Origin of the sequence: Synechococcus sp. M16.1, assembly GCF_014279895.1 — a bacterium.
Classification (GTDB): Bacteria; Cyanobacteriota; Cyanobacteriia; order PCC-6307; family Cyanobiaceae; genus Parasynechococcus.
Genome location: NZ_CP047954.1, coordinates 1,908,064 through 1,934,352, shown reverse-complemented (window position 1 = coordinate 1,934,352; position 26,289 = coordinate 1,908,064). Strand labels below are relative to the sequence as shown.

Below are 26,289 nucleotides of genomic sequence, written 5' to 3'. Positions count from 1 at the left end.
CCCGATGGGTCGGATGCTCAACGCTGCCTCCACACCCAAAGAGCCCCGAACCAGCTCAGGTTCGGCCACGGTGGGCTGCGCGTTGCCCGAAGTGAGGCGCCATCCTGTCCGCCATCCGGACGATTACGGCATCGCTCTACCGGACTGGTTGAGGGAGTGCATCGCCAATGTGCCGCCCGGCATTGGTCAGAGCTGCCCCACCGATTCCGAGGCGCTGCTGGTGTCGGCCTTCGATTTCGGCTTTCAGCTGCACGAAGGCCAGTTCCGCGCCAGTGGGGACCCCTACATCGTCCATCCGGTGGCGGTGGCTGATCTCTTACGGGACATCGGCGCCAGCGCTCCGGTGATCGCCGCAGGGTTCCTCCACGACGTGGTCGAAGACACCGACGTCACCCCCGATCAGATCGAGCTGCACTTTGGTTCCGAGGTGCGTGAACTGGTGGAGGGGGTCACCAAGCTCGGCGGCATCCACTTCAACGACCGCACGGAAGCGCAGGCGGAGAATCTGCGCCGGATGTTCCTGGCGATGGCCAGCGACATCCGTGTGGTGTTGGTGAAGCTGGCCGACCGCTTGCACAACATGCGCACCCTGGGTGCGTTGAAGGAGGAGAAGCGCCAGCGGATCGCCCGCGAAACCCGTGAGATCTATGCCCCCCTGGCCAACCGCCTCGGCATCGGTCGCTTCAAGTGGGAGCTGGAGGATCTGGCCTTCAAATTGCTGGAACCGGAGGCCTTCCGGGAGATTCAGGAGGAGGTGGCCACCAAGCGCAGTGAACGGGAGCAACGGCTCGGCGTCACGGTGGGGCTGCTGAATGAGCGGTTGGAACGGGCCGGCCTAGAGCACTGCGAGGTGAGTGGTCGCCCCAAGCATCTGTTTGGCATCTGGAGCAAGATGCAACGCCAGCAGAAGGAGTTCCACGAGATCTACGACGTGGCGGCGTTGCGGATCCTCACCCCCAATGTCGAGAGCTGCTATCGCGCCCTCGCGGTGGTTCACGACACCTTCCGCCCGATTCCTGGACGCTTCAAGGACTACATCGGGTTGCCGAAACCCAATGGCTACCAATCCCTGCACACGGCGGTGATCGGTCGGCATCGCCCGATCGAAGTGCAGATCCGCACGCTTGAGATGCACCATGTGGCCGAATTCGGGATTGCGGCCCACTGGAAATACAAGGAAGGCGGCTCACCGGCCAGCAGCAGCAGTGATGCGGAGCGGTTTAACTGGCTGCGTCAGCTGGTGGATTGGCAGCAGGAAGGCGGCAACGACGATCACAACGACTACCTCTCCTCGATCAAGGAAGACCTCTTCGACGAAGAGGTGTTTGTGTTCACCCCGAAGGGTGATGTGCTCGGGTTGCGCAAGGGGGCAACCGCCGTCGACTTCGCCTATCGCATCCACTCCGAGGTGGGCAATCACTGCCATGGCGTTCGCATCAACGATCGGTTGTGTCCGCTGGCAACGCCGCTGCAGAACGGTGATTTCGTTCAGGTGCTCACCAGCAAAACGGCCCATCCCAGCCTCGATTGGCTGAACTTCGTCGCCACGCCGACGGCCCGTAATCGCATACGCCAGTGGTACAAGCGCAGCCACCGTGACGAAACGATTGAACGGGGCAAGGATCTGCTGGAGCGGGAGCTGGGGCGGGATGGCTTCGATGCCCTACTCAACGGTGAGGCGATGCAGCGGGTGGCGCAGCGCTGCAATGTGCCCACCACCGAAGACCTTCTGGCTTCACTGGGATTTGGAGACGTCACGCTGCAGCAGGCGCTCAACCGTTTGCGGGAGGAGATGCGTCTGCTGGCGGAACAACAGCAGGCCCCACCCAGCAACGAAGACGTGGCCGCTGCGCTGCTGCCATCGCGGGATCCGGCGCCGGACCGTTCCGGAGGCGAAGGGGCGATCCTTGGGCTGGAGGGCTTGGACTACCGCCTCGGTGGCTGCTGCAGTCCGCTGCCGGGTGAGTTGATCGTGGGCACGGTGGCCCTCGGCAACCACGGCATCACCATTCACCGGCAGGACTGCTCCAACGTGGAGACAATCCCGCGGGAACGGCGGCTCCCCGTGCGCTGGAACACCGCCCATGCCGAACAGGAGAAACAGCGCTTCCCGGTGCAGTTGCGGATCGAAGTGATCGATCGCGTCGGCATCCTCAAAGACATCCTGCTGCGTCTCTCCGATGGGGCCATCAACGTCAGTGATGCCCGGGTCACCACGGCAGCGGGCAAGCCGGCCCGCATCGATCTGCGGGTTGAGCTCGAGGGTGCCGATCAGCTCAGCCGCACCATGGACCAGATCCGCTCGATGGCGGATGTGATCGGGATTGCCCGGGTGGGCACGAGCTAGCTGCCTCGGCTCACGACGGCACGGGCTTCACGCTGCAGAAACAGGCGGTAGGCCATCCAGCCGCTGGCGATGGCCATCACCATCCCCACAACGGTGGAGCCCAACAGGATGCGCTGGCTGAACTCCCACCCTTGGGCCCACAGGCTGCTGCGATTCAGCTCCGCCAGGTTGATCCCGCCTTGGCCTGGGCCCAGCAGCCGACAGCCCACCAGATAGTTGAACCAATAGAGGGGCAGATAGGTGAGGGGATTGCTCACCAGGGTTCCTGCGGCGGCGAGCAGGTGATTGCCACGCACCACGCTGGCCACACCCACGCTGAGGAAGATCTGCAGCCCGAAGAAGGGGTAGCAGCCGCAGAACACTCCAGCGGCCAGGCCACGGGCCCGTTGGCCTGGGGTGCCTTCCTGTCTCCACAACCAGAGGACCCCGCGGCGCATCCGGATGCGACTGAGGCGCAGCAACCGGCGCATGAACCCAGCAGAAATCGGCCGGATCTTAGGTATGGATCACCAGCGGCGACTGCTGTGCCCAGCACCGACACGATTGCGGCCGTGGCCACCGCCGTGGCCCCAGGGCAGGGCGGCATCGCCGTGATTCGTCTCTCCGGACCGGCTGCGGAAGCGACGGGGCGCAGCGTGGTGCACTGCCCGGGCCGGCAGGAGTGGGGATCGCACCGGGTGGTGTACGGCCATGTGATGGATGGCGAGGGCCGCCGTCTCGATGAGGTGCTGCTGCTGCTGATGCGCGGGCCCCGCAGCTTCACCGGTGAGGACGTGGTGGAGATCCACTGCCATGGCGGGGTGATCGCCGTGCAGCGGGTGCTCGAACAGGTGCTGCGGCAGCCGGGAGTGCGGCGGGCCCATCCGGGCGAATTCAGCCAGCGGGCCGTGCTCAACGGCCGGCTCGATCTCACCCGTGCCGAGGCGGTGAGTGAGCTGGTGGCGGCCCGCAGCCGCCGGGCAGCCGAGTTGGCGATGGCAGGCCTCGATGGCGGCATTCAGGCCCAGATCACGGCGCTGCGGGAACGTCTGCTCGATCAGCTCACCGAACTGGAGGCTCGGGTGGATTTCGAGGAGGACCTGCCGCCCCTCGATGGCGAGGCCCTGCTGCAGCAGCTGCAAGCCGTGCGGCTGGAGCTTCAGCAGTTGGTGCGCGATGGCGAGCGGGGCGATGCCCTGCGCCAGGGCCTGCGCGTGGCCCTGGTGGGTCGCCCCAACGTGGGAAAAAGTTCCCTGCTCAATCGGCTCAGCCGCCGCGAGCGGGCGATCGTGACCGATCTGCCGGGCACCACCAGAGATCTGCTGGAGAGCGAGATCGTGCTGGAAGGGGTGCCGATCACCCTGCTCGACACCGCCGGCATCCGCAGCACCGATGACGCGGTGGAGCAGCTGGGGATTGCCCGCAGCGAGGAAGCTCTGGCCACGGCGGATGTGGTGCTGTTGGTGCTCGACGGCCATGCGGGCTGGACCGCTGAAGACGCCGCCTTGCTGGCGCGCATCCCTGCGCAGATCCCCAGGATCCTGGTGGCCAACAAGGCGGATCTCCCTGCGGGGACCTTCCCCAAGCCGGTGGATGTTCAGTTGTCGGCCTTGGAGGGCACGGGGGAGGCTGACCTGGTGCAGGCCCTGCTGGAGCGTTGTGGTGCTGCTGGAACCGAAGGGGTGCTGCTGGCGCTGAACCAACGCCAACGCGATCTGGCTGCCCAAGCCGCCGAAGCCCTGGCCCGCAGCCAGGAGGTGGCGGCCCAGCAGCTCCCATGGGACTTCTGGACCATCGATCTGCGGGAGGCAATCCGCGCCCTGGGGGAGATCACTGGAGAAGAGCTCACCGAAGCGGTGCTGGATCGGGTGTTTTCGCGCTTCTGCATCGGAAAATAGGTTCAGCGGACGTCTGAAACGGTTTGGACTGGCAATCTCCGGCACTCACCGCTGCCTTGGAGGCCTGGCTGGCGGAAGACATCGGCCGCGGTGATCTAACGGCGGCTGCCTTGCAGGGACAGCAGGGTCAGGCCCATTGGGTCGCCAAACAGCCGGGCCGCTTCTGTGGTGGGCCGTTGGTGCAGCGCCTGTTCCAGCGCCTGGATCCCGGGGTGAGCCTTCGCCTGCTGCGGCAGGACGGTGACGCCGTCGAGGCCGGGGACTGCCTGCTGGAGCTGCAGGGGCCCGCAGCGGCCTTGGTGGCGGGGGAACGCACCGCCTTGAACCTGGCCATGCGCCTCTCCGGCATTGCCACCGCCACCGCTGCATTGGTGGCCCAGCTTGAGGGCACCGGTGTGCGTCTGGCCGACACCCGCAAGACCACGCCTGGGCTTCGTCTGCTGGAGAAATACGCGGTGCGCTGCGGCGGCGGCATCAACCACCGCATGGGGCTGGATGACGCGGCCATGCTCAAGGAGAACCACATCGCCTGGGCCGGTGGCATCACGGCGGCCATCGCGGCGGTGCGTGAGCAGGCCCCCTGGCCCACGGCCGTGATTGTGGAAGCGGAGACGGAAGTCCAGGCGTTGGAGGCGGTGCAGGCGGGCGCCAATGGGGTGCTGCTGGATGAGTTCAGCTCCGAGCAGCTCAGGCAGCTGGTGCCGCGCCTGCGGGACTGCAGCGCCGGTGGGGTGGTGCTTGAGGCCTCCGGCATTCAGCCGGAGCAGTTGCAGGCCTACGCCGCCACCGGCATCGATCTGATCTCCACCAGCGCGCCGGTCACCCGCAGCCGCTGGTTGGACCTGAGCATGCGTTTCACCTGAAGAGGGATGATCAGAGCCGGATTCCCCCGGCCACGCACTGCCCATGCTCAGCCTGTCCCAGTCCCTGGATGCCCAGCTGCGGGCGGCGATGCAACGGGCCTTCCCGGAGGCGGATGCGGGGCTGGACCCCCTGCTGGCCCCTGCCAGCAAGCCGGAATTCGGCGACTTCCAGGCCAATGGTGCGCTGCCCCTGGCCAAGCCCTTGAAGCAGGCTCCTCGGCAGATCGCCACGGCGATCGTGGAGCAGCTGCAGGCTGATCCTGCCTTCACCGACCTCTGCCTGGAGCCGCAGATCGCCGGGCCGGGCTTCATCAACCTCACGATCCGCCCGGAGCGGCTGGCGGCGGAGGTGTCGGCACGGCTGGGGGACGAGCGTCTCGGCGTGCCGGCGGTGGAGAACCCGGCGCCGGTGGTGGTGGATTTTTCCAGCCCCAACATCGCTAAGGAGATGCATGTGGGGCATCTGCGCTCCACGATCATTGGCGACTCCCTCGCGCGGGTGCTCGAGTTCCGCGGCCATCCGGTGCTGCGCCTTAATCATGTGGGCGACTGGGGCACCCAGTTCGGCATGCTCATCACCCACCTCAAGCAGGTGGCGCCGGAAGCCCTGGACACCGCCGATGCGGTGGATCTTGGAGATCTCGTGGCTTTCTACCGCGAGGCCAAGAAGCGCTTCGATGACGATGAAGCGTTCCAGTCCACCTCCCGCGACGAGGTGGTGAAGCTGCAGGGGGGCGATCCGGTGTCGCTCAAGGCCTGGGGCCTGCTCTGCGACCAGTCGCGGCGCGAGTTCCAGAAGATCTACGACCGGCTCGACATTCGCCTGAGCGAACGCGGCGAGTCGTTCTACAACCCCTTCCTGCCAGCGGTGATTGATGGCCTGAAGGCCGCTGAGCTGCTGGTCACCGATGACGGTGCCCAGTGCGTGTTCCTTGAGGGTGTGCAGGGCAAGGACGGCAAGCCCCTGCCGGTGATCGTGCAGAAGAGCGACGGCGGCTTCAACTACGCCACCACTGATCTGGCGGCGATCCGCTACCGCTTCGGAGCGGCTCCTGAAGGGGATGGTGCCCGCCGCGTTGTGTATGTCACCGACGCTGGCCAGGCGAACCATTTCGCCGGGGTGTTCCAGGTGGCCGAACGGGCCGGCTGGATCCCGGACGGTGCGCGCCTCGAGCACGTGCCCTTTGGCCTGGTGCAGGGGGAGGACGGCAAGAAGCTCAAGACCCGTGCGGGAGACACCGTGCGTCTGCGGGATCTGCTCGATGAAGCCGTCGAGCGCGCCGAAACCGATCTGCGTTCACGCCTGATGGAGGAGGAGCGCAGCGAGTCGGAGGAGTTCATCCAGCATGTGGCGGGCACCGTGGGTTTGGCGGCGGTGAAATACGCCGACCTCAGCCAGAACCGGATCACCAATTACCAGTTCTCCTTCGATCGGATGCTGGCGCTGCAGGGCAACACGGCGCCTTATCTCCTCTATGCCGTAGTGCGCATCGCCGGTATCGCCCGCAAGGGGGGCGACCTTGCCGCCACCAAGGCCCAACTGAACTTCAGCGAGCCCCAGGAGTGGGCCCTGGTGCGGGAGCTGCTCAAGTTCGATGCCGTGATCGCAGAGGTGGAGGAGGAGCTGCTGCCCAACCGCTTGTGCAGCTATCTGTTCGAGCTCAGCCAGGTGTTCAACCGTTTCTACGACCAGGTGCCTGTGCTCAAGGCCGATCCTGAAGCGCTGGCATCCCGCCTCGCCCTCTGCCGTTTGACGGCCGACACCCTCAGACTGGGGCTCGGACTGCTGGGCATCGCCACCCTGGACCGCATGTGAGCGACAACACTCAACCGTTCACAGCCGGTGGTGCTCCGGTGGCCCGCGCCGCCGTTGAGCAGCTCAAGGCCTACAGCGCGCCGTTGGAGGGCCGCCGCCAGATGCTGCGGCTGGATTTCAACGAGAACACGATTGGCCCCAGTCCCTTGGTGGCCCAGGCCCTGCGCAACTTCAGCACCGAAGAGATTGCCGTTTATCCGGAGTACGACGGCCTGCGGGAGGCGTTACTGCAGAACCTGGAGGAAACCGGCTGCCGGCCTGGATTGAAGCCGGATCAGGTGGGCCTGTTCAACGGTGTGGATGCCGCTATCCATGCGGTGTTTCAGGCCTATGGCGATGCCGGTGAGACGTTGCTGACCACAGCGCCCACCTTTGGTTACTACAGCCCCTGCGCCGGCATGCAGGGCATGACGATCGAGGCGATTCCCTACGAAGGGGAGACGTTCGACTTCCCGCTGGCGGCCATTCAGGAGGCGTTAGCGGCTCGAGCGCCGCGGCTGCTGTTGATCTGCAACCCCAACAACCCCACCGGCACGCGCTTGCCAGCAGATCAGGTGATCGCCTTGGCGGCCTCAGCCCCGGGCACCTTGGTGGTGGTGGATGAGCTCTACGAAGCCTTCACCGGAGACAGTGTGCTGCCGAGCGCAGATTTTACGGCCACACCGAACCTGCTGGTGTTCCGCTCCTTGGCCAAAACTGCTGGTTTGGCGGGGTTGCGGATTGGCTTTGCCATCGGCCATGCCGATGTGGTGGATCGGGTTAGCCGCGTCACGGGCCCCTACGACGTCAACAGCGTGGCCGTGGCCGCGGCCTTTGCCGCCTTGGCGGACCAGTCCTATGTGGATGCCTATGTGGCTGAGGTGCTGCGGGCTCGCGACTGGACCCTGCAGGCGCTGCAGGACGCGGGGGTTCGGTATCACTGCGATGGCGGCAACTATCTGCTGATCTGGCCCCAGCGCCCGGTGGCGGAGGTCGATGCGGCGTTGCGCGAGGCGGGAATTCTGGTGCGTTCGATGGCAGGCAAGCCCCTGATCGATGGCTGCTTCCGGGTGAGCATCGGCACCACCAGCCAGATGCAGCGCTTCATGGAGGCGTTCCTCCCCCTGCAGCAATGAACCGCCTGCTGCTGCTCGCCACCGGCGGCACCATTGCCGGCTGTGCGGAGAACAGCGCAACGCTGAACAACTACACCGCGGGCGTGCTGGGGGGCGACGCCCTGCTTGCGGCGGTGCCGCAGCTGCAGGAGTTGGCGGCGATCGATGTGGAGCAGATCGCCAACGTCGACAGCGCTGATCTGTTGTTTGCCCATTGGCGTGCGCTGGTGGGGCGCATCCGTGCTGCCTTTGCGGCAGACCCTGAGCTGGCTGGGGTGGTGATCACCCATGGCACCAACACGCTGGAGGAAACCGCCTGGTTGCTGCAGCTGTTGATCGACGATCCTCGGCCGGTGGTGCTGGTGGGTGCGATGCGGCCGGCCACGGCCCTCAGTGCCGATGGCCCCCTCAATTTGTTGCAGGCGGTGCAGGTGGCCTCAAGCCCAGAAGCTCGCGGTCAGGGCGTGCTGGTGGTGATGGATGGCCAGATCCATGCCGCCCAGTTGGTCACCAAGCTGGCATCCCAGGGGGTGGGGGCCTTCGCCAGTCCCGGCCGCGGGCCCTTGGGCTGGGTGGATGACGTTGGCGTTCATCTGCCCATGGCGAGTGGATCCCGGCAGGTGCCCTTTGCTGGGCTCGATTTGCCGGAGCAATGGCCCCAGGTGCCGATCGTCTACGGGTGTGTGGAGCCCGAGCCGCTCCTGCTCAGCGCTTGCCTCAACGCCTGCGTTGATGGCCTGGTGTTCACCGGTACCGGTGCCGGCCAGTTGTCGGCGTGCGAATGCCGTGTGTTGGAGGCGTGGGCTGGACCACGGCCGTTGATGCTGCGGGCCAACCGTTGCGGGTCGGGGCCCGTGCACCACCATCCCGAGGATGAACGGCTCGGGCTGCTGCCGGCAGGGAGCCTCAATCCCCAGAAAGCCAGGGTGATGTTGTTGTTGGCTGTGCTGGCGGGTTGGGACAGAAATCAGCTGCAGGCGCTGATCACTGCATCACCGTGATCACTGCATCACTGTGATCACGGTGTCGTCGTCGAGGCGGCCCGGCAGGGTTTGCGACTGGCCCACCCGGCGCACGGCGGTGCCGCCCATGGCATCGAGGAAGGGCTGAATACCCTCTTGATCACAGCCTTCAGGCGCCTCGCCGTTGACGTACTGCACAGGAATGACGCGCTTGGGGTTCAACTGCTCCACCACCGCCGCAGCTTCTTCGGCGGTGTAGATCTTGCTGCCGCCACCCACGCCGATGATCAGCACATCGGGGTTGCCGAGCAGCACGCGGTCGGCAGCCGTGAGCTCTCCAGCGGTGGCACCGAGATGGGCAAAGCTGAGGCCCCCCTGCTGCCAGCGCCAGAGGGTGGCGTTGCCAAAGCGGCGTCCGCCCACGCGGTCGTGGGGATTGGCAAAGCCCTCAAGGCTCAGCCCGCCGATGCGATACGACCCAGGTTGGGCCAGAAAGCGGCCACCGGCCACGTCGCGGGCTCCTTCATCGGCGAGTTCGGAGTTGGCCAGAACAACGCCGGCCGTCAGCCGAGGTTCAGGGAGCCCCGCAGCACAACCCGCGGCCTTGTAGGGGTTGAGCAGAACCGATTGCCCGCCCCCCTGGATCAGCAGGGACCGCTGCCCATAGCTGCTGATCGACACTCCACCACCCGCTAAGGCCGGATACGTGAGGCTGAGTGCCAGGCCTGCAGCGGCGGTCACGGCGGAACGCAGGACGGACATGGGTGGGGTTAAACCTGTTTCGGACGCTAACAGCGTTATCCCTCGGCTTCCCGCAGGAAGTTGGCCAGCAGTTGGTGGCCTTGATCGGTGAGCACGCTTTCGGGGTGGAACTGCACCCCCTGCAGGTGCTGATGCTCACGATGCCGCAAGCCCATGATCGTGCCGTCCTCGAGCCAGGCGGTCACCTCGAGGCAGTCCGGCAGGGTGTCGCGTTCGGCGATCAGGGAGTGGTAGCGGGTGGCCGTCAGCGGTTGGGGCAGTCCCGCGAACACGCCGTCGCCCTTGTGCAGGACCGGTGAGGTCTTGCCGTGCATCTGCTGCTGGGCGCGCACCACCCGGCCGCCGTACACCTGGGCGATGGCCTGATGGCCCAGGCACACCCCCAGGGTGGGCACCGTTGCGGAAAGCTCTTTGAGGATGTCGAGGCAGACACCCGATTGGTCCGGGTCGCCAGGGCCTGGAGAAAGCAGGATCGCGTCGGGCTTCAGGGCACGAATCTGCTCGAGGCTGATGGCGTCGTTGCGATGCACTTGCAGATCCGCTGCCACCGGATGCTGGGCGGCGAGTTCACCGAAGTACTGCACCAGGTTGAAGGTGAAGCTGTCGTAGTTGTCGATGACCAGCAGCATCTGCGAATCGGGAGTCAGAGCCCCAGGCGGAGCAGGATCGGCGGAAGCAGGAGAAACAGAGCGATCAGCAAAGAGCTGATGGCGGCCGTCAGCACGGCGGCAGCAGCGCAGTCTTTGGCGATGCGGGCCAAGGGGTGATAGCGCCGACCGACGGCCAGATCCACCACCGCTTCCATCGCTGTGTTCAGCAGCTCCAACACCAGAACGGCAGCCACCGTAAGCACCAGCACGGCCAGGCGGATCAGATCCAGTTGCAGCCAGGTGGCCAGGCCGAACACCACCAGCCCCGTCACCACATGGATGCGGAAGTTGCGCTGGGTGAGGAAGGCGTAGCCCAGGCCCTGAGCGGCATAGCGAAAGCTCGCCGGCAGATCGCCGGCAATGCGCCAGCTGCCCCGACGTCGCATGGCATTGGGCACCATGGCCACCTCTTCGGAAGCTGCATCTGCGGTTCGTGTCCGGGGCGATTCGGTGGTCATCGGAACAGAACTTCTCCTCCGCAGGGCACACGCCCCCTTTCCGAAGGCTACCCGGGTTGTCCAGGCCACCCATCCCCAAGAAGTCTCTCCTGCAGGGCCAGCATTGCGGCAAGGCTGGTGTCGTCGGGATGGTCCCAGCCCAGCAGGTGCAGCAGGCCATGGCTCACCAGCCAGCGCAATTCCCGCTGAAGGCTGTGCCCCTGTTCCTGGGCCTGACGCCGGGCCGTCTCCAGGGAGACGACGATGTCTCCCAGTTCGATGCTGGGGCCTTCCATCCAGTCGCCAGCGTCATCGAGGGCGGCAAAGGACAACACATCCGTGGGGCCTGTTTTCTGGCGCCAGGAGCTGTTCAGATCCGCGATGGTGGCGTCATCGGTGAAGCGCAGCCCCAGGCTGAGCTCGTCCGCCGAACGCACCAGGGTTGGGCAGTCGAGGCTTGCATTGCCGCAGATGCTGTTGAGCCAGTGCTCCAGCTGCTGGAGCCAGGCCGTTTCATCGAGCAGATCGGTGCTGTCGGAGGGTTGCAGCGTCACCCCCTCCCGATCCAGTGCGAGGTCGAGCTCCATGCCTAGCCCGGCAGGGTCGGCCGCCCCAGCCAAGCCACGAGGGTGATGAAGCCAAGGAATCCCATGGCCGTGAGGCCGAAATGGAACAGGCTCTTGCTGCCCTTGCGCACCATGTTGCGCATGGCCTGTTTAACGAAGCTCGGCGGTGGGGTGCTCTCGCTGGCCATGGGATCAGGAATCGGCGTCGGCGCCGGGGCTGTCGACACCCTGGCGTAAACAGGCATCGATGAAGGGGTCGAGGGCCCCATCCATCACCGCTTGCACATCGTTGGTTTCTTCATTAGTGCGCAGGTCTTTCACCATTTGGTATGGCTGAAACACGTAGTTGCGAATCTGGTTGCCCCAGGCCGCTTCAACGATGTCGCCGCGGATGTCGGCAATTTCGGCCGCCCGTTGCTCCTGGGCGATCACCAGCAATTTGGCCATCAGCAATGCCATCGCCTTCTCCTTGTTCTGGAGCTGGGACCGCTCCTGGGTGCAGCGCACAAACAGCCCGGTCGGGATGTGCAGGATCCGCACAGCCGTTTCCACCTTGTTCACGTTCTGGCCACCGGCGCCTCCGGAGCGGCTGGTGGTGATCTCCAGGTCCTTTTCGGGAATGTCGAGCTTGACGTCCTCTTCGATTTTGGGCATTACCTCCACACCGGCAAAGCTGGTCTGGCGCTTGTCGTTGGCGTTGAACGGTGAGATGCGCACCAGGCGGTGGGTGCCCTTTTCGTTGCGCAGATAGCCGTAGGCGTAGCGCCCTTCGATTTCGATCGTGCAGCTCTTGATCCCGGCTTCCTCCCCTTCGGAGAGTTCATCCACGGTCACCTTCATGCCGTGGTCTTCCGCCCAGCGGGTGTACATCCGCAGCAGCATCTGGGCCCAGTCCTGGGCGTCTGTTCCGCCAGCCCCCGCATTGATGCTGAGCACGGCACCCTCTTTGTCGTATTCGCCGCTGAGCAGGCGCTCCAGTTCCCAGCGGTCCAGCCCCTGGCGCAACTGGTTCAGTCCGTTTTGAGCTTCCTGGAGCAGGTCCTCATCGGGCTCCAGCTCATAAAGCTCAAGGGTGGCCTGGGCGTCGTCGACCGCACCGCGCCATCCGGCCAGCTGAGACAGCTGGGCCTTCACCTCATCCAGACGCCGCATCTGCTTCTGGGCGTTCTGCTGGTCGTCCCAGAAATCGGGCTGGGCCGCGAGTTGTTCGAGATCCTGTTGCCTGGCGTTCAGTGCAGGAACGTCAAAGACAGTCCTGGGCATTGCCCAGGCGGTCAGTGAGCTCGGAGAGATCGCGTTTGAAGTCGGTGAGATCCAGCAAGGACTCGGTCCTGATCAGCCTCTGACGCTATCAGTGCAGTAGCTGCATAGGATCCGACCATCGGCATCAGCAACGCAATGGCCAAGGTTGAGATCTACACCTGGCAAACATGCCCGTTCTGCGTCCGCGCCAAGGGGCTTCTGGACCGCAAAGGGGTGAGCTACACCGAACACAGCGTGGATGGGGATGAGCCGGCTCGGGATGCCATGGCGGCGCGGGGTGATGGTCGCCGCAGTGTTCCGCAGGTGTACATCGACGATCGCCACATCGGTGGCTGTGACGACCTCCATGCCCTGGATCGCGCCGGTGAGCTCGATGCGCTGCTGAAGGCCTGATCGATGCGCCAGCTGTTTGTTCTGGATCCGCTGGGGCAGATCAATCCAGCCAAGGACTCCTCTGCTGCGCTGATGCAGGCCGCCCATCGCGCCGGCGATGAGGTGTGGGCCTGCACGCCCTCCGATCTGATTGCACGGGGCGATGAACCCCTCGCGATTGCCCTTCCGGTGACGCCGGAGCCCTGGATCACGGTTGGGGTGGCTGAACGTCAGGCGCTGGCTGGGTTTGACGTGATCTGGATGCGCAAGGATCCGCCGGTGGATGAGGCGTATCTGTACGCCACCCATCTTCTGGAGGTGGCGGAGCGAGCGGGGGTGCGGGTGCTCAATCGCCCCAGTGCGCTGCGCAGCTGGAACGAAAAGCTGGGGGCCTTGCGCTTCAGCCGTTGGATGGCCCCCACGCTGGTGGCGGGGCGGGTGTCTGAACTGCTGTTGTTTGCCCAGGAGCAGCAGGAGATCGTGCTCAAACCCTTGGGGGGTCGTGCCGGCCTGGGGGTGATTCGGGTCAACGGCCAGGCGCCGGGCTTGAAGGCTCTGCTGGAGCTGGTGACGGAGCAGGAACGCCTGCCGGTGATGGCCCAGGCCTTTCTGCCGTCCGTGAGCGAGGGTGACAAGCGCATCCTGCTGGTGGACGGCGATCCCCTGGGGGCGATCAACCGGCGTCCTTCAGCCGGAGAATTCCGCAGCAATCTGGCCGTGGGTGGCCAGGCGGAAGCCACGGAACTCACCGAGCGGGAACGTCAGATCTGCGCTGCTCTGGCCCCGGCGCTGCGGGCAGAGGGGTTGTTCTTCGTTGGCATTGACGTGATCGGCGGCATGCTCAGCGAAATCAACGTCACCAGCCCCACCGGGGTGCGGGAAGTGGAGAGGCTGATGAACCAGCCGTTGGCTGATCAGACGATCGAGCGGTTGCGCGCGCTGGTCTGAAGTTCCAGCTGGTCCGCCAGCACGGCCAGCTTCAGCCCCACTTCCTGAAGTTCCCGCTCGGCAACGGACCCCCGCACCAGGCCGGCGCCGGCGGTGAGATCCAGCTCACAGCCCCGAGCGTGACCGCAGCGGATCGCCACCCGCAGTTCCGCATCACCAGCGCTGTCGATCCAGCCAATCGGCGCTGCGTAACTGCCCCGTTCGAAGGGTTCGAGGGTGCGCAACCAGGCCATCGCGTCGCGTCGCGGCAACCCGGCAACGGCCGGGGTGGGGTGCAGCTGTTCAGCCAGCGCCAGCACGGGCTGACCCTGGGTTTCGGCCGTGATCGGGGTGTGCAGGTGGGTGAGGTTGCCGTGGCGGGCCAGTTGGGGTTGGCGGCGGCGGCGGGGGGTCAAGCCGTTGCGGCGCAGTTGGTCGGTGATGGTTTCCACCACCAATTCATGTTCGCGGCGGTCTTTGTCGGAGCGCAGCAGCTGCGCCCCGGAATCCCCTTGCCCCGCCGTGCCGGCCAGGGCATCGCTGCGCAGCCAACCGGCGCGCAGGCTGAGCAGCCGTTCCGGCGATGCACCGAAGAAGGCATCACCGGTGTGACGCTGCCAGAGGAAGCGGCAGCTGCCGGCCTGCTGCCGTCGCAGCCGCTTCAACAGCGGCAAGGGGTCGAAGGTGTCGGCCAGAACAATGCGGTGCCGCACCGCCAGCACGAGTTTGTGCAGGTCACCGCTGTTGACCAGATCAATGCCGCGGGTGAGGGCTGCGGCGTAGCGCTGCCGCCAGGTTTCCGGTTCCGTTGCCGCCACCAGCGCCTGGGGCTTGAGGGGGGGTGGCGTCGTTGGCGTCTTGAGCAGCTGTTCATGCTTGAGCCAGAGCTGTTCCGCCAGCTCGCGGCAGTCCGCTGCACTGCTCACGACCCCATTCAGCCGCAGCCAGCCGCGGCGTCCCTGACGGCTGAGTTGCCAGCGGGGCAGCACGGCCTGCACCGATGGCACCACCGCTTCACTGCGGCGGCGCTCACTCACCTGATCAAAGAAGCGGAAGCGCAGCAGCACCCGGGGCCGAGCATGGGCTGGGCTGTCCGCTGCCGTGTCGTGCAGCCGGCTCAGGCAGAGGTCGGCGAAGCGCTGGGCCTGCTCAAAGCGACGGCTGCCGGCCAGCTCCAGTTCCTGGCAGGGCCCTGCGGCAGCCAGGCAGAGGCCTGGCGCGCTGTCCCACAGCACCTGCAGGCTTTCCTGCTCCGCCAGCTGCGGCAAGGCCAGAAGCGGGTCGATCCCTTCGATCGGCAGGGCCAGGCTGAGCAGAGCTTCATCGCCGTCACAGGCCAACCATCCCCGCTGGGCAGCGGAGAGGAGGGTGCTGAAACAACAATCAGCCGACATCCGCGGCGTTTCCGGCCAGGGTTACTGCTCAAATGTATGGGTCTTCGCCCTGCGGGAACGGGTCCTGTCCATGTCTGAGCCGCAGGCTGTCGCATCCCGTTACGCCGATCGGCGCCGTTTGTGGAAGGCAGCGATCAAGTGGCCGATGTATTCCGTTGCCGTGATGCCTGTGCTGCTGGCGGCTGGATGGCAGTTCGGGGTGGCGGGCTCCCTGCGCTGGCTCCAGTTGGGGGGCTTTGTGCTGGCGGCCATCCTGCTGTTGCTTTGGGAAAACCTCAGCAACGATGTTTTTGACGCGGCCACGGGTGTGGATGCCACCGGTAAACCCCATTCCGTGGTGAACCTCACCGGCCGCCGGGACCGTGTCGCCCTGGGGGCGACCGCTGCTCTGGTGCTGGGCTTGCTGGTGATGGCCGGGTTGGCCTGGAACAGCAGCCAGGCCGTGCTGGCCTTGGTGTTGGTGTGCTGCGGCCTGGGTTACGTGTATCAGGGCCCGCCGTTCCGCCTGGGCTACCGCGGCCTGGGTGAGCCCCTGTGCTGGCTGGCCTTTGGGCCTTTTGCCACCGCAGCGGCCCTTGTGGTGCTGCAGCCCCGGGGGGCAGCATCAATCCCTTGGGGCACGGCCTGGATCTTGGGATCAGGCCCCGCCCTGGCGACCACCCTGGTGTTGTTCTGCTCCCACTTCCATCAGGTGGAGGAGGACGCCGCCCATGGCAAACGCTCGCCGGTGGTGCGTCTGGGCACGGCCCGGGCGGCGGCTTTGGTGCCCTGGTTTGTGGCCTTGACGCTGGCGTTGGAGTGGGTGCCCGTGCTGCACGGAGACTGGCCTCCGACGGTGTTGTTGAGCGCTCTCGGCCTTCCTGCCGGTGTGCAGCTGATGCGTCTGCTCCAGCGCCACCACGACAGGCCGGAGCTGATCAGTGGCAGTAAGTTTCTGGCCCTGCGCTTCCAGGGCTGGAATGGTCTGGGGATGAGTGCGGGCCTGGCTCTGGCGCGCGTCTGGACGGGCGGATGACGCTCCGGCTTCAGCGTCGCCGCTTCCGCTTTGCCCTGCTGCAGCCGCTGCGCACGGCTGCCGGCGAGCTGCGGGAGCGTTGTGGCTGGTTGCTGCGGCTGGATGACGAGCAGGGGGCCGTGGGCTGGGGCGAAGTGGCTCCGCTGCAGCCGCAGCAGTTCATGGCCTGTGAGCAGGCCCTCGCTTCGGTGCCGGACGAGCTTCCTCAGGCTCAGCTGGAGGCTGTGTTGCGGGAGGCCCCGGGGCCATTGGGTTTTGGCCTTGGGGCGGCCTTGGCGGAGCTGCAGGGTGTGGTGGGTGCTGCTGCGCCCCAGGGCTGGCTGAAGGCCCCTGCCCCGGCGCTGTTGCTGCCAGCTGGCGAGGCGATGCTTTCGGCCCTGGAGGTTGCTGCGGCATCGATGGGTGGCTTGGAGAACTGCACCTTCAAGTGGAAGGTGGCCACGGCGCCGGATGGCCTGGAGCGTCAGCTGCTCGAGCAGCTGCTCCAGCGTCTGCCGCCCACGGCCCGGCTGCGTCTGGATGCCAACGGCGGCTGGGATCGCAGCACGGCTGAGGTCTGGATGCAGCGGTTGCGCGATGACCCTCGCTTGGACTGGTTGGAGCAGCCGCTGGCGGTGGAGGATCAAGCCGGCCTGGAGCAGTTGGCGGCGCTGGGGCCGGTGGCCCTCGATGAATCCCTCCACCAGCACCCCGAGCTGCGTAGTAGCTGGAGCGGCTGGCAGGTGCGTCGGCCTGCGCTGGAGGGCGATCCCCGCCTGCTGTTGCGGGAGCTGCAGGCGGGGCTGCCCCAACGGATGCTGAGCACGGCGTTTGAAACCGGCATCGGTCGGCGCTGGCTGGAGCATTTGGCCGGTCTTCAGGCCCAGGGCCCCACGCCGGCAGCACCGGGCCTGGCCCCCGGTTGGACGCCAGCGGGGCCGATGTTCTCCAACGATCCAGAGCGGGTCTGGGCCGCGGCGGCATGAGCGAGCTCGAGCGGCTGGAGCAGGGGCTGGCGGCGGGGCAGTGGGTGGCCCTGTCACCTGAGGCGGAAGCGGCGCCCATTGATCAGCTGCCGCCGGGACCGGGGGTGCTGGTGCGCAGTGGTGGCAGCAGTGGCGGCAGCCGTTGCTGCGCCCAGCCCTCGCTTCATCTGGACCGTTCGGCCGCCGCCACCGCCCATTGGTTGACGGGCATCGGCGTGGACCCCGCCTCCACCCTGCTGCTCAATCCTCTGCCGCTGGCCCATGTGAGTGGTCTGATGCCTTGTTGGCGCGCCCGCTGCTGGGGCGCGGGGCATCAGCAACTGGAGCCGGGGTTGATGAAAACCCCCGCCGAACTGCTCGCGTTCTGCCAGGGCCTGCCCGCTTGGGAGACGAATCCTGCCGTGCTGTCCTTGGTGCCCACGCAGCTGGCGCGCCTGCTGGCCCATCCCGATGGGGTGGCCTTCTTACAGCAGCTGCAGCTGATCTGGATCGGTGGTGCGGCTCTCCCGTCTCCGCTGGCGGATCAGGCGCGTGCCTTGCAGCTGCCGCTGGCGCCCTGTTACGGGTCCACGGAGACGGCGGCGATGGTGGCGGCGCTCCCGCCGGACCGCTTTTTGGCCGGCGAGCCCGGGTGTGGGGACCCGCTGGTGGATGTGGAGCTGCGGCTGGCCGCTGATGGGGCGCTTGAGGTGCGCACTGATCGGTTGGCGCTGGGTTGTTGGCGGGCTGATCAGCCGGATCGGTGGGAATCGCTCGGGGATGGCGATGGCTGGTGGCGCTCCGGGGATCAGGCCGCGTTGACCCCAAGCCTTCAGATTGCCGGGCGCATCGATGGAGCCATCCACTCCGGGGGGGAAACCGTGTTCCCCGAGCAGCTGGAGCAGCGTTTGATGGCGGCGCTGCAGGCGGCATCGCTGCCGGTGAGTGCCGTGCTGCTTCTTGCTGTAGATGATCCGGAGTGGGGGCAGCGGCTGGTGGCCTTGGTGGGCAGTTCTGACCCAGAGGTGCTGCAGCGGCTTGAGGCCCTCACTCGGCCTTGGCCGCCGGCGGAGACACCACGGCGTTGGCTGTTGTGCCCCGACCTGGCCCTCTCCGCGCTGGGGAAATGGCAGCGTCAGCGCTGGCGAGAGTGGTTAGAGCGGTTGGATGCGGCCGAGGCTTGATGCTTCCAGCCAACGGTCCACGCCATCGGGCAGGGCACAGCGGAGCCGGGTTTGGGCGTCGATGGCCACATGACGCAGGCAGCCTTGGGCCACCAGCTGCTCCTCCAGCAGCACTTGGCTGTTCACCGCAAAACTGCTGAGATCGAGCCGTTCCGGTTCCAGGCGGATCAGCAGCTTGTCGCCCACCTGCACCGGGGCGCGGAAATCGGCATGGCAGTGCACGATCGGCAAGGCCACGCTCGGTTGCTCCCCGCGGCCGCCAGGGAAGACTGAACCGGCCGGCAGGCCGAAGCGTTCCAGGCTTTCCTCCCAGGCCTGGTGGCACCAGCCCAGCAGCTGCTGGAAGTGCATCACACCGGCGGCGTCGGTGTCGCTGAAGCGCACGGTTCGGCTCAGCTCCAGCCAGGGGGCAGAGGTCATGGCGATGTGTTGTTCAAGCCGGTGCCGACTGTCACCCTGACAGAAATCCCGCCCGAACCATGGCCGCGCCGATCGCCTTCGAGCCTCCGTCCATTCAGAAGGCCTGGCAGGCCTTCCTGCAGCACATCCCTGTGGTGCTGGTGAGCTGGGTGGGCTCGATCGTGCTGTCGCTGTTGGCTGTTCTGGCCTATGGCCTGATCATCGTTGCTGTGTCGTCAATCATCGGCAGCAGTGATGCGGCATTGGGGCTCGGAGCGGTTCTCGCCCAATTGGTTCAGTTGCCTTTCTCCATCCTCGCCAGCCTGTTGTCGGTGCTGTTGGTGGCCGTTCCTGCCCTTTATTACGAGCGCGGTGAGGTGGTGACGATTTCAACGGCCGCTCAGCTGCTCACCGGCCGTTGGTGGCGTTATGTGCTGGCGGGGCTGTTCTTTTCGCTGATCACCACCATCGGCTTTCTGCTTTGCATCCTTCCCGGGATTGCCGTGGCGTTGGTGACGCCGGTGTTTGTGAATCGCATCTTCGTCACCGACATGGGCATCGGTGAAGCCTTCTCTCAGTCGTTTCAGGTGGTGTATCGCTCGGAAAACGGCTTGAGCTTCGTGGGGCTCGAGGTGTTGACGGGCATCGTTGTGGGGCTGCTGACCCTGGCGACCTGCGGTCTGGGGGGCTTTGTGGTGATTCCCATGGCCAGCTTCTTCCTTCAGAACGTCGCCTATCAGCGCGGACTGTTGCGCTGATCGCTCAGCCGCTGGGCCAGCTGTTGGTGCTCAGGCGCAGCAGCCAGTAGCTGATCAACCCTCCAGCCACCAACGGCAGGGGCCAGAGGGGAAGACCTCTGGGGATGAGACGCCGTTGCTGGAGCGCCAGCACACTCCAGAACACCAGCCCCAGGGCGGCAATGGGGCCAAACAGATGCCATTGCAGCGATCCGCCCAGATCACCGGTGAGTGCTGTGCTTATTGCTCGGGTCAGAAAGCAGGTGGGGCAGGGCACGCCAGTGAGGGCGCGAAGCGGGCAGCTGAGGCCGGGTATCCCTGGATGCAAGCCCTTCAGCCATAACGCACCGGTCACGGTTGCGGGCAGCAGATAGCCCGCGCGTTGCAACCGCCGCAGAAACCGGTTCAGAGATCAGCGGTCCACCGATCCCATGATCACGTCGATGGAACCGAGGATGGCCATGATGTCGGCCACCTTGTGTCCCTTGAGGATGTGGGGAAGGATCTGCAGGTTGTTGCTGTCGGCAGCGCGGATCTTGAAGCGCCAGGGGGTGACGTCGTTGTTGCCCTGGATGAACACGCCGATCTCTCCCTTGCCTGATTCCAGCCGGGTGTAGAGCTCGCCGTTGGGGATCTTGAAGGTCGGCGCCACCTTCTTGGCCACGTACTGGAAGTCGAAACCTGCAGCGTCGCTGCCCTTGCCTTCGTTGAGGCGCTTGGCCTCGAGGTTTTCGGTGGGTCCGCCGGGGATCATGTCGCAGGCCTGGCGCAGGATCTTGAGCGACTGGCGCATTTCTTCGATGCGCACGCGATAGCGGGCGTAGCAGTCGCCTTCCTTTTCCCAGGCCACCTGCCAGTCGAAGTCGTCGTAGCACTCGTAGTGATCCACCTTGCGGAGATCCCAGGGCACGCCGGAAGCGCGCAGCATCGGTCCGGAGAGGCTCCAGTTGATGGCGTCCTCCTTCTCGATCGTTCCCAACCCTTCAATCCGGCGCCGGAAAATCGGGTTGTTGGTGATCAGCTTTTCGTATTCGTCGATCTTGGGGCCGAACCAGTCACAGAAATCACGGCATTTCTCCAGCCATCCCCAGGGCAGATCAGCGGCGACGCCGCCGATGCGGAAATAGTTGTTGTTGATTAGCCGCTGGCCGGTGGCGGCTTCCCAGAGGTCGTAGATCATCTCCCGCTCGCGGAAGATGTAGAAGAACGGGGTCTGGGCCCCCACGTCTGCCAGGAAGGGTCCAAGCCAGAGCAGGTGGTTGGCGATGCGGTTGAGTTCCAGCATCAGCACCCGGATGTAGCTCGCCCGCTTGGGCACCGGGATGTTCGCCAGTTTTTCCGGGGCGTTCACCACGATCGCCTCGTAGAACATCCCCGCCGCATAGTCCATGCGGCTCACGTAGGGCACGAACATCACGTTCGTGCGGTTCTCGGCGATCTTCTCCATGCCGCGATGGAGGTAACCGATCACCGGTTCGCAGTCGACCACGTCCTCACCATCGAGGGTGACCACGAGCCGCAGCACCCCGTGCATGGAGGGGTGGTGGGGCCCGAAGTTCACCACCATGGGCTCCGTGCGCGTTTCCAGCTGCGTCATGGGAGCGGTGGTCCGATCGATGAGTAGATCTTAAGGAGTCTTCGCCTGTGGCTTGTGCCCCCCTTCAGCCATGTGCCCGTGCTGGCCGATGCGGTGCTGGATGCGGCCCGGCAGATCCCCCGTCCGGATGGCCTGTTGATCGACGCCACCCTTGGCGGCGGCGGCCACAGCGCCCTGTTGCTGGAACAGCATCCCGGCCTGCGCCTGATCGGACTGGACCAGGACGCCACGGCTCGGGCCGCGGCGGCGGAGCGTCTGGCCCCCTTCGGTGATCGCGTCTCGATCGTGGCCACCAACTTTGCCGACTATGTGCCGCCCGAGCCCGCCGTGATGGTGCTGGCGGATCTGGGGGTGAGCAGCCCGCAGCTGGATGTGGCGGAGCGGGGCTTCAGTTTTCGCCTCGATGGTCCCTTGGACATGCGGATGAATGCCGGCGGTGAGGGGGAGACTGCGGCTGAGCTGATCGATCGCCTGGAGGAGAACGAGCTTGCGGATCTGATCTATGGCTACGGGGAGGAGCGGCTCTCCCGTCGTATCGCCCGGCGGATCAAAGCCGACCTCAAGGAGAAGGGCTCCTATGAGGGCACCGCGGCCTTGGCCTACGCCGTGGCCGGTTGCTATCCACCCAAGGCGCGGCGGGGACGGATTCACCCCGCCACCCGCACCTTCCAGGCCCTGCGGATTGCGGTGAACGATGAGCTGGGGGTGCTCGATCGCCTGCTGCAGCAGGCCCCCGACTGGCTCGAGCCCGAGGGGCTTCTGGGAATCATCAGCTTCCATTCCCTGGAAGACCGCCGCGTCAAGACCGCCTTCCTGCGCGATGAGCGCTTGCAGCGGATCACCCGTAAGCCGGTGGTGGCCACCGAGCAGGAGGAGGAGGCCAACCCCCGCAGCCGCAGTGCCAAATGGCGTGTGGCCCAGCGTTTGGCCCCTGTTTAGCGACCGCTGAAGAACCCGGTGGCAGTTGCGGCGTCGGTGATCGCTGTGATGGCCTGATCCACGTCGCCGGATGTGGTCTCGCGCCCCAGGCTGAGCCGCAGGGAGGCTTCGGCTTCTGCCCGCGAGCGACCGATCGCCTGGAGCACGTGGGACGGGGCACCGTTGCTGCAGGCGGAGCCGCTGCTGCAGGCCAGGTGCGGGCGCAGGGCCCGGTGCAGGTGGCTGCCGTTCACCCCGGGCAGGCTGATGTTGAGGTTGTGGGGCAGGCGCGGCTGCAGGGCCCCATTGAGCAGCACGCCAGGGAGGCGCTGCTGCAGGCCCTCCCACAGCTGATCGCGCAGGTGCTGTAGGTGGCTGTTGCGCTGCTCCTGCTCCTGCAGCGCAAGGCGGGCGGCGGCGGCAAAGCCCACGATCAAGGCTGTGGGCAGGGTGCCGGCCCGGAGCCCGGCTTCCTGGCCGCCCCCCCACTGCAGCGGTTCGATGGCGATGTCCTCCCGCAGCACCAGGGCGCCAATGCCCTTGGGCCCGTAGAGCTTGTGGGCACTGAGGCTGAGCAGGTCAACCCCCAAGGCATCAGGGGCCAGCGGCAGCGTCCCGAAGGCCTGGGCTCCATCGCTGTGCAGGGTGATGCCATGGCGGCGGCAAATCGTTCCCAGTTGCTCGAGCGGCTGGAGCACGCCGATTTCGTTGTTGGCCGCCATCACGCTCACCAGCCGCGTTTCGGGGGTAATCGCCGCCTCCAGCTGCTCAGGGCTGATCAGTCCATCGGGGCCTGGGGTCAGCAGGGTGACGCTGAAGCCTTCCCGTTGCAGTTGCTGGAGTGGATCCAGCACGGCGTGGTGTTCGGTGGCCACGCTGATCAGATGGCCGCTCCCCAGGGCGCGGGCATGGCCCAGCAGCGCCAGGTTGTTGGCTTCCGTGGCACCGCTGGTGAACACCAGTCGTTCCGGGCTCACTCCCACCGCTTCCGAAAGCTGGCGCCGCGCCACGTTCACCGCGGCAGAGGCGTTGAGGCCGAGCCGATGCTGGCGGCTGGAGGGATTGCCCCAGTCCGCACTCCAGAACGGCGCCATCGCCTCCACCACCTCAGCCGCACAGGGGGTGGTGGCCTGGAAATCAAAGGCGAGAGCCGAGCCGCTCAGGACGATGCAGGCAGATGTTGCGATCATGGTGCTGCATTGCGAACGGCACTGGCATGGGTCTGCGATTGCCAATGGCACTGCTGGGCCTGGGCGGGCTGGTGTGCCTGCAACCCGCCAGTGGCTTCGACCGTGAGCAGGTGCTGGAGCAGATGCGGCAATCGCGGCCAGCCGATCTCAAGGTGCTGATCGAACGCCCTGCTCCCGTCGGCACCCTGTCGATCGGGATTTACGCGGTGAAACCAGCCTCGTCCAATCCCGACACCCGTAGCTACAGCCTGTGGGAGGAGTCGGCGTCGGATCTCAACGTCTATGTGGAGAGCGTCAATTGCTCCCCAGAGAAGCCCTTGCGGGTGAAACGCACGCCGTCGACGGTTTACGTGCGCACCCTCAACCCTGGCGGTCCGATTACGGACGTGAATCGGGAGGATCACCTGGTGTGGTGGGCAGCCTGCGTGCCGGAGGTGGCGGGAACCGACCCTGCCACGTTGCGTCAGAAGGCTCTGGATCTGGGCTTTTCCACCCTGATTCCCGAACAGCAGGAGCAGTTACCCGCACTGGCCCGTTGAGCGTGCTCTCCATACATTGCTGCCAGAGCGATTCCAGCCATGAGCGACGCGCCCACCCCCACCGCTGAATCCGTAGAGGCCGCGGCGCCCGCCCCGCGTCTGTTGCTGGTGGACGACGAGCCCGGTCTGCGCACGGCGGTGCAGGCCTATCTGGAAGACGAAGGCTTTGAGGTGACCACCGCGGTGGACGGGGAGGAAGGCTTCGCCAAGGCGCAGCAGATGCTGCCGGATGTGGTGATCAGCGACGTGATGATGCCGCGGCTTGATGGCTATGGCCTGCTGCAGAAGTTGCGCGCCGATGAACGGCTTGGTGGCACCCCGGTGATTTTCCTCACCGCCAAGGGCATGACGGCGGACCGCACCCAGGGCTATCTGGCCGGGGTGGATGACTACATCCCCAAGCCGTTCGATCCCGATGAGCTGGTGGCGCGGGTGCGCAACGTGGCCCAGCGCCAGCAACGGCTGCTGCAGGAGGCAGCGCGCTTTGCGGATACCGATATGGGCCAGATGGCCAAGCAGATCACCGAGATCCGTTCGCTGCTGGCCCAGGCCGAAGCGTTGCCCTCCACCGAGCCGGTGGTGCACAGCTTCACGCCGCGGGAGGCGAGTGTGCTGCAGCTGGTGGCGGAAGGATTGATGAACAAGGAGATTGCCCGGCAACTGGAGACGTCGATCCGCAACGTGGAGAAGTACGTGAGCCGGTTGTTCAACAAGACGGGCACCTCCAGCCGCACGGAATTGGTGCGCTATGCCCTGGAGCACCGTCTGGTGACTTGAAGGCGGGCTGGCGCGAGGCGGCGTTCAACAATGGTTGGACCTACCGCGACCGGGTGCCGCGGTCCGCTGCCGGCATCTTGGTGAGCGAATGGCTGGCGGATCGCTACCGCCACTCTGATGCTGTGTTGTGGCAGCAGCGGATCGCCGCCGGTGAGCTGGATTGGAACGGAGCGCTGCTGGCCGTTGATCGAGCCTTGCAGGGCGGTGAGACCCTCTGTTGGCGGCGTCCGCCCTGGTTGGAGCAGGCGATCCCCGATCAATGGGAGACGATCCACGACGACGGCGACCTGTTGGTGATCAACAAGCCTTCCGGTTTGCCGGTGATGCCCGGTGGTGGCTTCCTGCACCACACGCTCACGGCCTTGCTTGAACCCACCGGGGCCCGGCCGGTGCACCGCCTGGGGCGCTTCACCTCCGGCCTGCAGGTGTGTGCCCGCACGCCGCAGACCCGTGCCCTTTGGTCGAAGCAGTTCCGGCCCGACGGCGCTTGCCGCAAGGTGTATCAGGCCTGGAGCCAGCGGGTGCCGGGGTTGGAGTTGGGGCAGTGCCTGACGGTGAGCAGTGATGTGGTGGAACGGCCGCATCCACTCTTGGGCTGGATCTGGGGGCCGGAACCGTTCGACGATGCGCCGATCCGCAAACGGCTCTCAGCCCACTCCGAGCTGGAGCTGTTGGAGCGCAGGGCCGAGGGCGATCGCCTGCAGGTGACGATCACCACCGGACGGCCGCATCAAATCCGTATTCATCTGGCGCAGCTGGGCAGCCCCTTGCTGGGTGATCCGCTCTATCTGATGAATCGCGAGATTTCAGCCACCGCAACGCCCGGTGATGGGGGCTATCGGCTGCATGCCTGGCGGCTTTCGGGTCTCCCTCACTTGAGGGAGCTCAACCTCCTGGTGGATCCCCCGAGTGAGGGAGATCAGGCCTTGCGGAACTCGATCAAACGCGAGAAGTAGAAGGGGGCCTTGTTCAGGCTGCGGCGCACCAGCTTGAAGCCGCAGGCTTCGGCTGCCTTCACGATGCCGTCTTCCTTGAGGGTGTAGGCCCGGGTGGTTTTGCTGGGGCCGGGGAACAGCTGGCCGATGCCCTTCAACAGCGCCAGCAGCGGGGTGTAGGGCGCAAAGCTCACGATCAGCCGCTCTTCAGTGAGGCTGCAGAGGTGCTTCACCATCTCCTCGGCCGGTTGCTGGGGGTAGTGGATGAACACATCCAGGCAGCACACCGTGTGGAAGGAGCCGCTCAGGCTTTCCAGGTCGCTGGCGAAGAAATTCAGCTTGGCCATGTCGAGGCCGGCCTCGCGGGCCCGGCGCTCGGCTTCCTGGGCCATGGCCTCGGAAATGTCGCTGGCGCTGATGGAACCGGCCCCCATCGCCGCCAGCGGCAGGCTCAGGCTGCCAACACCGCAGCCCGCGTCGCAGAAGCTCGCCTGGCTGAGTTCACCGCTCTCCTTGATCCAGGCCAGCACCTCATCCACGGTCTTCTGGTGACCGATGCGGATGTTGCGCTGCACCTTGTTCACGTCGTCGCTGTCGCTGTAGATGCGGTTCCAGCGGTCGAAACCCGTGGTTTCGAAGTAGCCCTTCACTTCCTTTTTCTCGGCCTGTTTCTGCTCCAGCAGCTGATCGGGGGCCATGGCGGAAGGGTTTGCGTCGGCGGGAT

At 65.9% G+C, this 26,289-nt stretch carries 29 protein-coding genes; 16 read left to right on the top strand and 13 right to left on the bottom strand.

The window, feature by feature from the left end:
* The first annotated feature begins 13 nt into the window (after positions 1-13).
* Complete coding sequence (locus SynM161_RS11045; RefSeq protein ID WP_186542665.1) at positions 14-2,347, top strand: bifunctional (p)ppGpp synthetase/guanosine-3',5'-bis(diphosphate) 3'-pyrophosphohydrolase; 2,334 nt, start codon at positions 14-16, stop codon at positions 2,345-2,347.
* Here SynM161_RS11045 and SynM161_RS11040 read toward each other — a convergent pair.
* Complete coding sequence (locus tag SynM161_RS11040) at positions 2,344-2,817, bottom strand: DUF2062 domain-containing protein (RefSeq protein WP_186541470.1); 474 nt, start codon at positions 2,815-2,817, stop codon at positions 2,344-2,346. The two genes, SynM161_RS11045 and SynM161_RS11040, sit on opposite strands and share 4 nt — an antisense overlap.
* Positions 2,818-2,871: 54 nt before the next feature.
* Between SynM161_RS11040 and mnmE the strand changes: the two genes are divergently transcribed.
* From mnmE to SynM161_RS11015, 5 genes are read left to right on the top strand one after another with little or no spacing between them, the layout of a single operon-like run.
* Positions 2,872-4,224, top strand: coding sequence for a tRNA uridine-5-carboxymethylaminomethyl(34) synthesis GTPase MnmE (gene mnmE / locus SynM161_RS11035; RefSeq protein ID WP_186541469.1), 1,353 nt, complete (start codon positions 2,872-2,874; stop codon positions 4,222-4,224).
* A 23-nt stretch (positions 4,225-4,247) separates the two neighbouring features.
* Positions 4,248-5,087, top strand: a complete 840-nt coding sequence (gene nadC, locus SynM161_RS11030) for a carboxylating nicotinate-nucleotide diphosphorylase (RefSeq protein WP_186541468.1) — start codon at positions 4,248-4,250, stop codon at positions 5,085-5,087.
* A 43-nt stretch (positions 5,088-5,130) separates the two neighbouring features.
* Positions 5,131-6,903: an arginine--tRNA ligase gene (argS, locus tag SynM161_RS11025; protein WP_186541467.1), complete on the top strand. Its 1,773-nt coding sequence runs from the start codon at positions 5,131-5,133 to the stop codon at positions 6,901-6,903.
* Positions 6,900-8,018, top strand: coding sequence for a histidinol-phosphate transaminase (locus SynM161_RS11020; protein ID WP_186541466.1), 1,119 nt, complete (start codon positions 6,900-6,902; stop codon positions 8,016-8,018). The genes argS and SynM161_RS11020 overlap by 4 nt, the downstream gene beginning before the upstream one ends.
* The gene (locus tag SynM161_RS11015) at positions 8,015-8,998 is read left to right on the top strand and encodes an asparaginase (protein ID WP_186541465.1); all 984 of its coding nucleotides are present in this window, start codon (positions 8,015-8,017) and stop codon (positions 8,996-8,998) included. Before SynM161_RS11020 ends, SynM161_RS11015 begins: the two co-directional genes overlap by 4 nt.
* Here SynM161_RS11015 and SynM161_RS11010 read toward each other — a convergent pair whose 3' ends face one another.
* From SynM161_RS11010 to prfB, 6 genes are all read right to left on the bottom strand, one after another.
* Complete coding sequence (locus SynM161_RS11010; protein WP_186541464.1) at positions 8,999-9,721, bottom strand: MBL fold metallo-hydrolase; 723 nt, start codon at positions 9,719-9,721, stop codon at positions 8,999-9,001. It abuts the gene before it with no gap.
* A 35-nt stretch (positions 9,722-9,756) separates the two neighbouring features.
* Positions 9,757-10,350, bottom strand: a complete 594-nt coding sequence (locus SynM161_RS11005; protein ID WP_115081218.1) for an aminodeoxychorismate/anthranilate synthase component II — start codon at positions 10,348-10,350, stop codon at positions 9,757-9,759.
* Positions 10,351-10,364: 14 nt separating this feature from the next.
* A complete protein-coding gene (locus tag SynM161_RS11000) occupies positions 10,365-10,772 on the bottom strand; it encodes a diacylglycerol kinase family protein (RefSeq protein WP_255441998.1) in 408 nt (135 codons plus the stop codon).
* 104 nt (positions 10,773-10,876) lie between these two features.
* The gene (gene ybeY, locus SynM161_RS10995) at positions 10,877-11,395 is read right to left on the bottom strand and encodes an rRNA maturation RNase YbeY (RefSeq protein WP_186541462.1); all 519 of its coding nucleotides are present in this window, start codon (positions 11,393-11,395) and stop codon (positions 10,877-10,879) included.
* A gap of 2 nt (positions 11,396-11,397) precedes the next feature.
* Positions 11,398-11,562, bottom strand: a complete 165-nt coding sequence (locus SynM161_RS10990; RefSeq protein ID WP_071840165.1) for a DUF3285 domain-containing protein — start codon at positions 11,560-11,562, stop codon at positions 11,398-11,400.
* Between the two features lie 4 nt (positions 11,563-11,566).
* Positions 11,567-12,695 (bottom strand): peptide chain release factor 2 gene (gene prfB / locus SynM161_RS10985; RefSeq protein ID WP_222930177.1). Its coding sequence is split into 2 segments (ribosomal slippage): positions 11,567-12,619 and positions 12,621-12,695, totalling 1,128 coding nucleotides; the frame shifts between segments, so codons are not numbered across the junction.
* A gap of 77 nt (positions 12,696-12,772) precedes the next feature.
* Between prfB and grxC the strand changes: the two genes are divergently transcribed.
* Both grxC and gshB read left to right on the top strand, forming a co-directional pair.
* Positions 12,773-13,030 carry a glutaredoxin 3 gene (gene grxC / locus SynM161_RS10980; RefSeq protein WP_115009898.1) on the top strand — a complete coding sequence of 86 codons (258 nt, stop codon included), beginning with the start codon at positions 12,773-12,775 and terminating at the stop codon, positions 13,028-13,030.
* Between the two features lie 3 nt (positions 13,031-13,033).
* Entirely contained in the window at positions 13,034-13,957 is a 924-nt protein-coding gene (gshB, locus tag SynM161_RS10975; RefSeq protein WP_186541461.1) for a glutathione synthase, read from the top strand.
* Here the strand turns inward: gshB and SynM161_RS10970 are convergent.
* Positions 13,924-15,330, bottom strand: coding sequence for an isochorismate synthase MenF (locus SynM161_RS10970; protein WP_186541460.1), 1,407 nt, complete (start codon positions 15,328-15,330; stop codon positions 13,924-13,926). The two genes, gshB and SynM161_RS10970, sit on opposite strands and share 34 nt — an antisense overlap.
* A 70-nt stretch (positions 15,331-15,400) precedes the next feature.
* On the opposite strand from SynM161_RS10970, the gene menA reads away from it, so the two are divergent.
* The 3 genes from menA to SynM161_RS10955 are packed head-to-tail and all read left to right on the top strand — an operon-like array spanning position 15,401 to position 18,473.
* Positions 15,401-16,345: a 2-carboxy-1,4-naphthoquinone phytyltransferase gene (gene menA / locus SynM161_RS10965; RefSeq protein ID WP_186541459.1), complete on the top strand. Its 945-nt coding sequence runs from the start codon at positions 15,401-15,403 to the stop codon at positions 16,343-16,345.
* Positions 16,342-17,310 carry an o-succinylbenzoate synthase gene (menC, locus tag SynM161_RS10960; protein ID WP_186541458.1) on the top strand — a complete coding sequence of 323 codons (969 nt, stop codon included), beginning with the start codon at positions 16,342-16,344 and terminating at the stop codon, positions 17,308-17,310. Before menA ends, menC begins: the two co-directional genes overlap by 4 nt.
* Positions 17,307-18,473, top strand: a complete 1,167-nt coding sequence (locus tag SynM161_RS10955; protein ID WP_186542661.1) for an AMP-binding protein — start codon at positions 17,307-17,309, stop codon at positions 18,471-18,473. The genes menC and SynM161_RS10955 overlap by 4 nt, the downstream gene beginning before the upstream one ends.
* On the opposite strand, the gene SynM161_RS10950 is transcribed toward SynM161_RS10955, so the two are convergent.
* Positions 18,444-18,893: a thioesterase family protein gene (locus SynM161_RS10950; RefSeq protein ID WP_186541457.1), complete on the bottom strand. Its 450-nt coding sequence runs from the start codon at positions 18,891-18,893 to the stop codon at positions 18,444-18,446. The two genes, SynM161_RS10955 and SynM161_RS10950, sit on opposite strands and share 30 nt — an antisense overlap.
* 59 nt (positions 18,894-18,952) lie before the next feature.
* Between SynM161_RS10950 and SynM161_RS10945 the strand changes: the two genes are divergently transcribed.
* Positions 18,953-19,630 carry a hypothetical protein gene (locus SynM161_RS10945; protein ID WP_186541456.1) on the top strand — a complete coding sequence of 226 codons (678 nt, stop codon included), beginning with the start codon at positions 18,953-18,955 and terminating at the stop codon, positions 19,628-19,630.
* 4 nt (positions 19,631-19,634) lie between these two features.
* Here the strand turns inward: SynM161_RS10945 and SynM161_RS10940 are convergent, their stop codons facing one another.
* Positions 19,635-19,997, bottom strand: a complete 363-nt coding sequence (locus SynM161_RS10940; RefSeq protein WP_186541455.1) for a DUF2752 domain-containing protein — start codon at positions 19,995-19,997, stop codon at positions 19,635-19,637.
* A gap of 24 nt (positions 19,998-20,021) precedes the next feature.
* Complete coding sequence (locus tag SynM161_RS10935; RefSeq protein WP_115009907.1) at positions 20,022-21,206, bottom strand: NAD(P)H-quinone oxidoreductase subunit H; 1,185 nt, start codon at positions 21,204-21,206, stop codon at positions 20,022-20,024.
* A 54-nt stretch (positions 21,207-21,260) separates the two neighbouring features.
* On the opposite strand from SynM161_RS10935, the gene rsmH reads away from it, so the two are divergent.
* Positions 21,261-22,145 (top strand): 16S rRNA (cytosine(1402)-N(4))-methyltransferase RsmH, encoded by an 885-nt coding sequence (gene rsmH, locus SynM161_RS10930; protein WP_186541454.1) that lies wholly within the window; start codon positions 21,261-21,263, stop codon positions 22,143-22,145.
* On the opposite strand, the gene SynM161_RS10925 is transcribed toward rsmH, so the two are convergent.
* Positions 22,142-23,314, bottom strand: coding sequence for a cysteine desulfurase family protein (locus SynM161_RS10925; protein ID WP_186541453.1), 1,173 nt, complete (start codon positions 23,312-23,314; stop codon positions 22,142-22,144). The genes rsmH and SynM161_RS10925 overlap by 4 nt on opposite strands.
* A 26-nt stretch (positions 23,315-23,340) precedes the next feature.
* Here SynM161_RS10925 and SynM161_RS10920 point away from each other — a divergent pair, with 26 nt between their 5' ends.
* The 3 genes from SynM161_RS10920 to SynM161_RS10910 are packed head-to-tail and all read left to right on the top strand — an operon-like array spanning position 23,341 to position 25,586.
* A complete protein-coding gene (locus tag SynM161_RS10920; RefSeq protein ID WP_170950883.1) occupies positions 23,341-23,853 on the top strand; it encodes a hypothetical protein in 513 nt (170 codons plus the stop codon).
* 39 nt (positions 23,854-23,892) lie between these two features.
* Entirely contained in the window at positions 23,893-24,630 is a 738-nt protein-coding gene (locus SynM161_RS10915; protein ID WP_115009911.1) for a response regulator transcription factor, read from the top strand.
* Complete coding sequence (locus SynM161_RS10910) at positions 24,627-25,586, top strand: RNA pseudouridine synthase (RefSeq protein WP_186541452.1); 960 nt, start codon at positions 24,627-24,629, stop codon at positions 25,584-25,586. Before SynM161_RS10915 ends, SynM161_RS10910 begins: the two co-directional genes overlap by 4 nt.
* Here SynM161_RS10910 and bchM read toward each other — a convergent pair.
* Positions 25,550-26,263, bottom strand: a complete 714-nt coding sequence (gene bchM, locus SynM161_RS10905; protein WP_186541451.1) for a magnesium protoporphyrin IX methyltransferase — start codon at positions 26,261-26,263, stop codon at positions 25,550-25,552. The genes SynM161_RS10910 and bchM overlap by 37 nt on opposite strands.
* Positions 26,264-26,289: the final 26 nt, after the last annotated feature.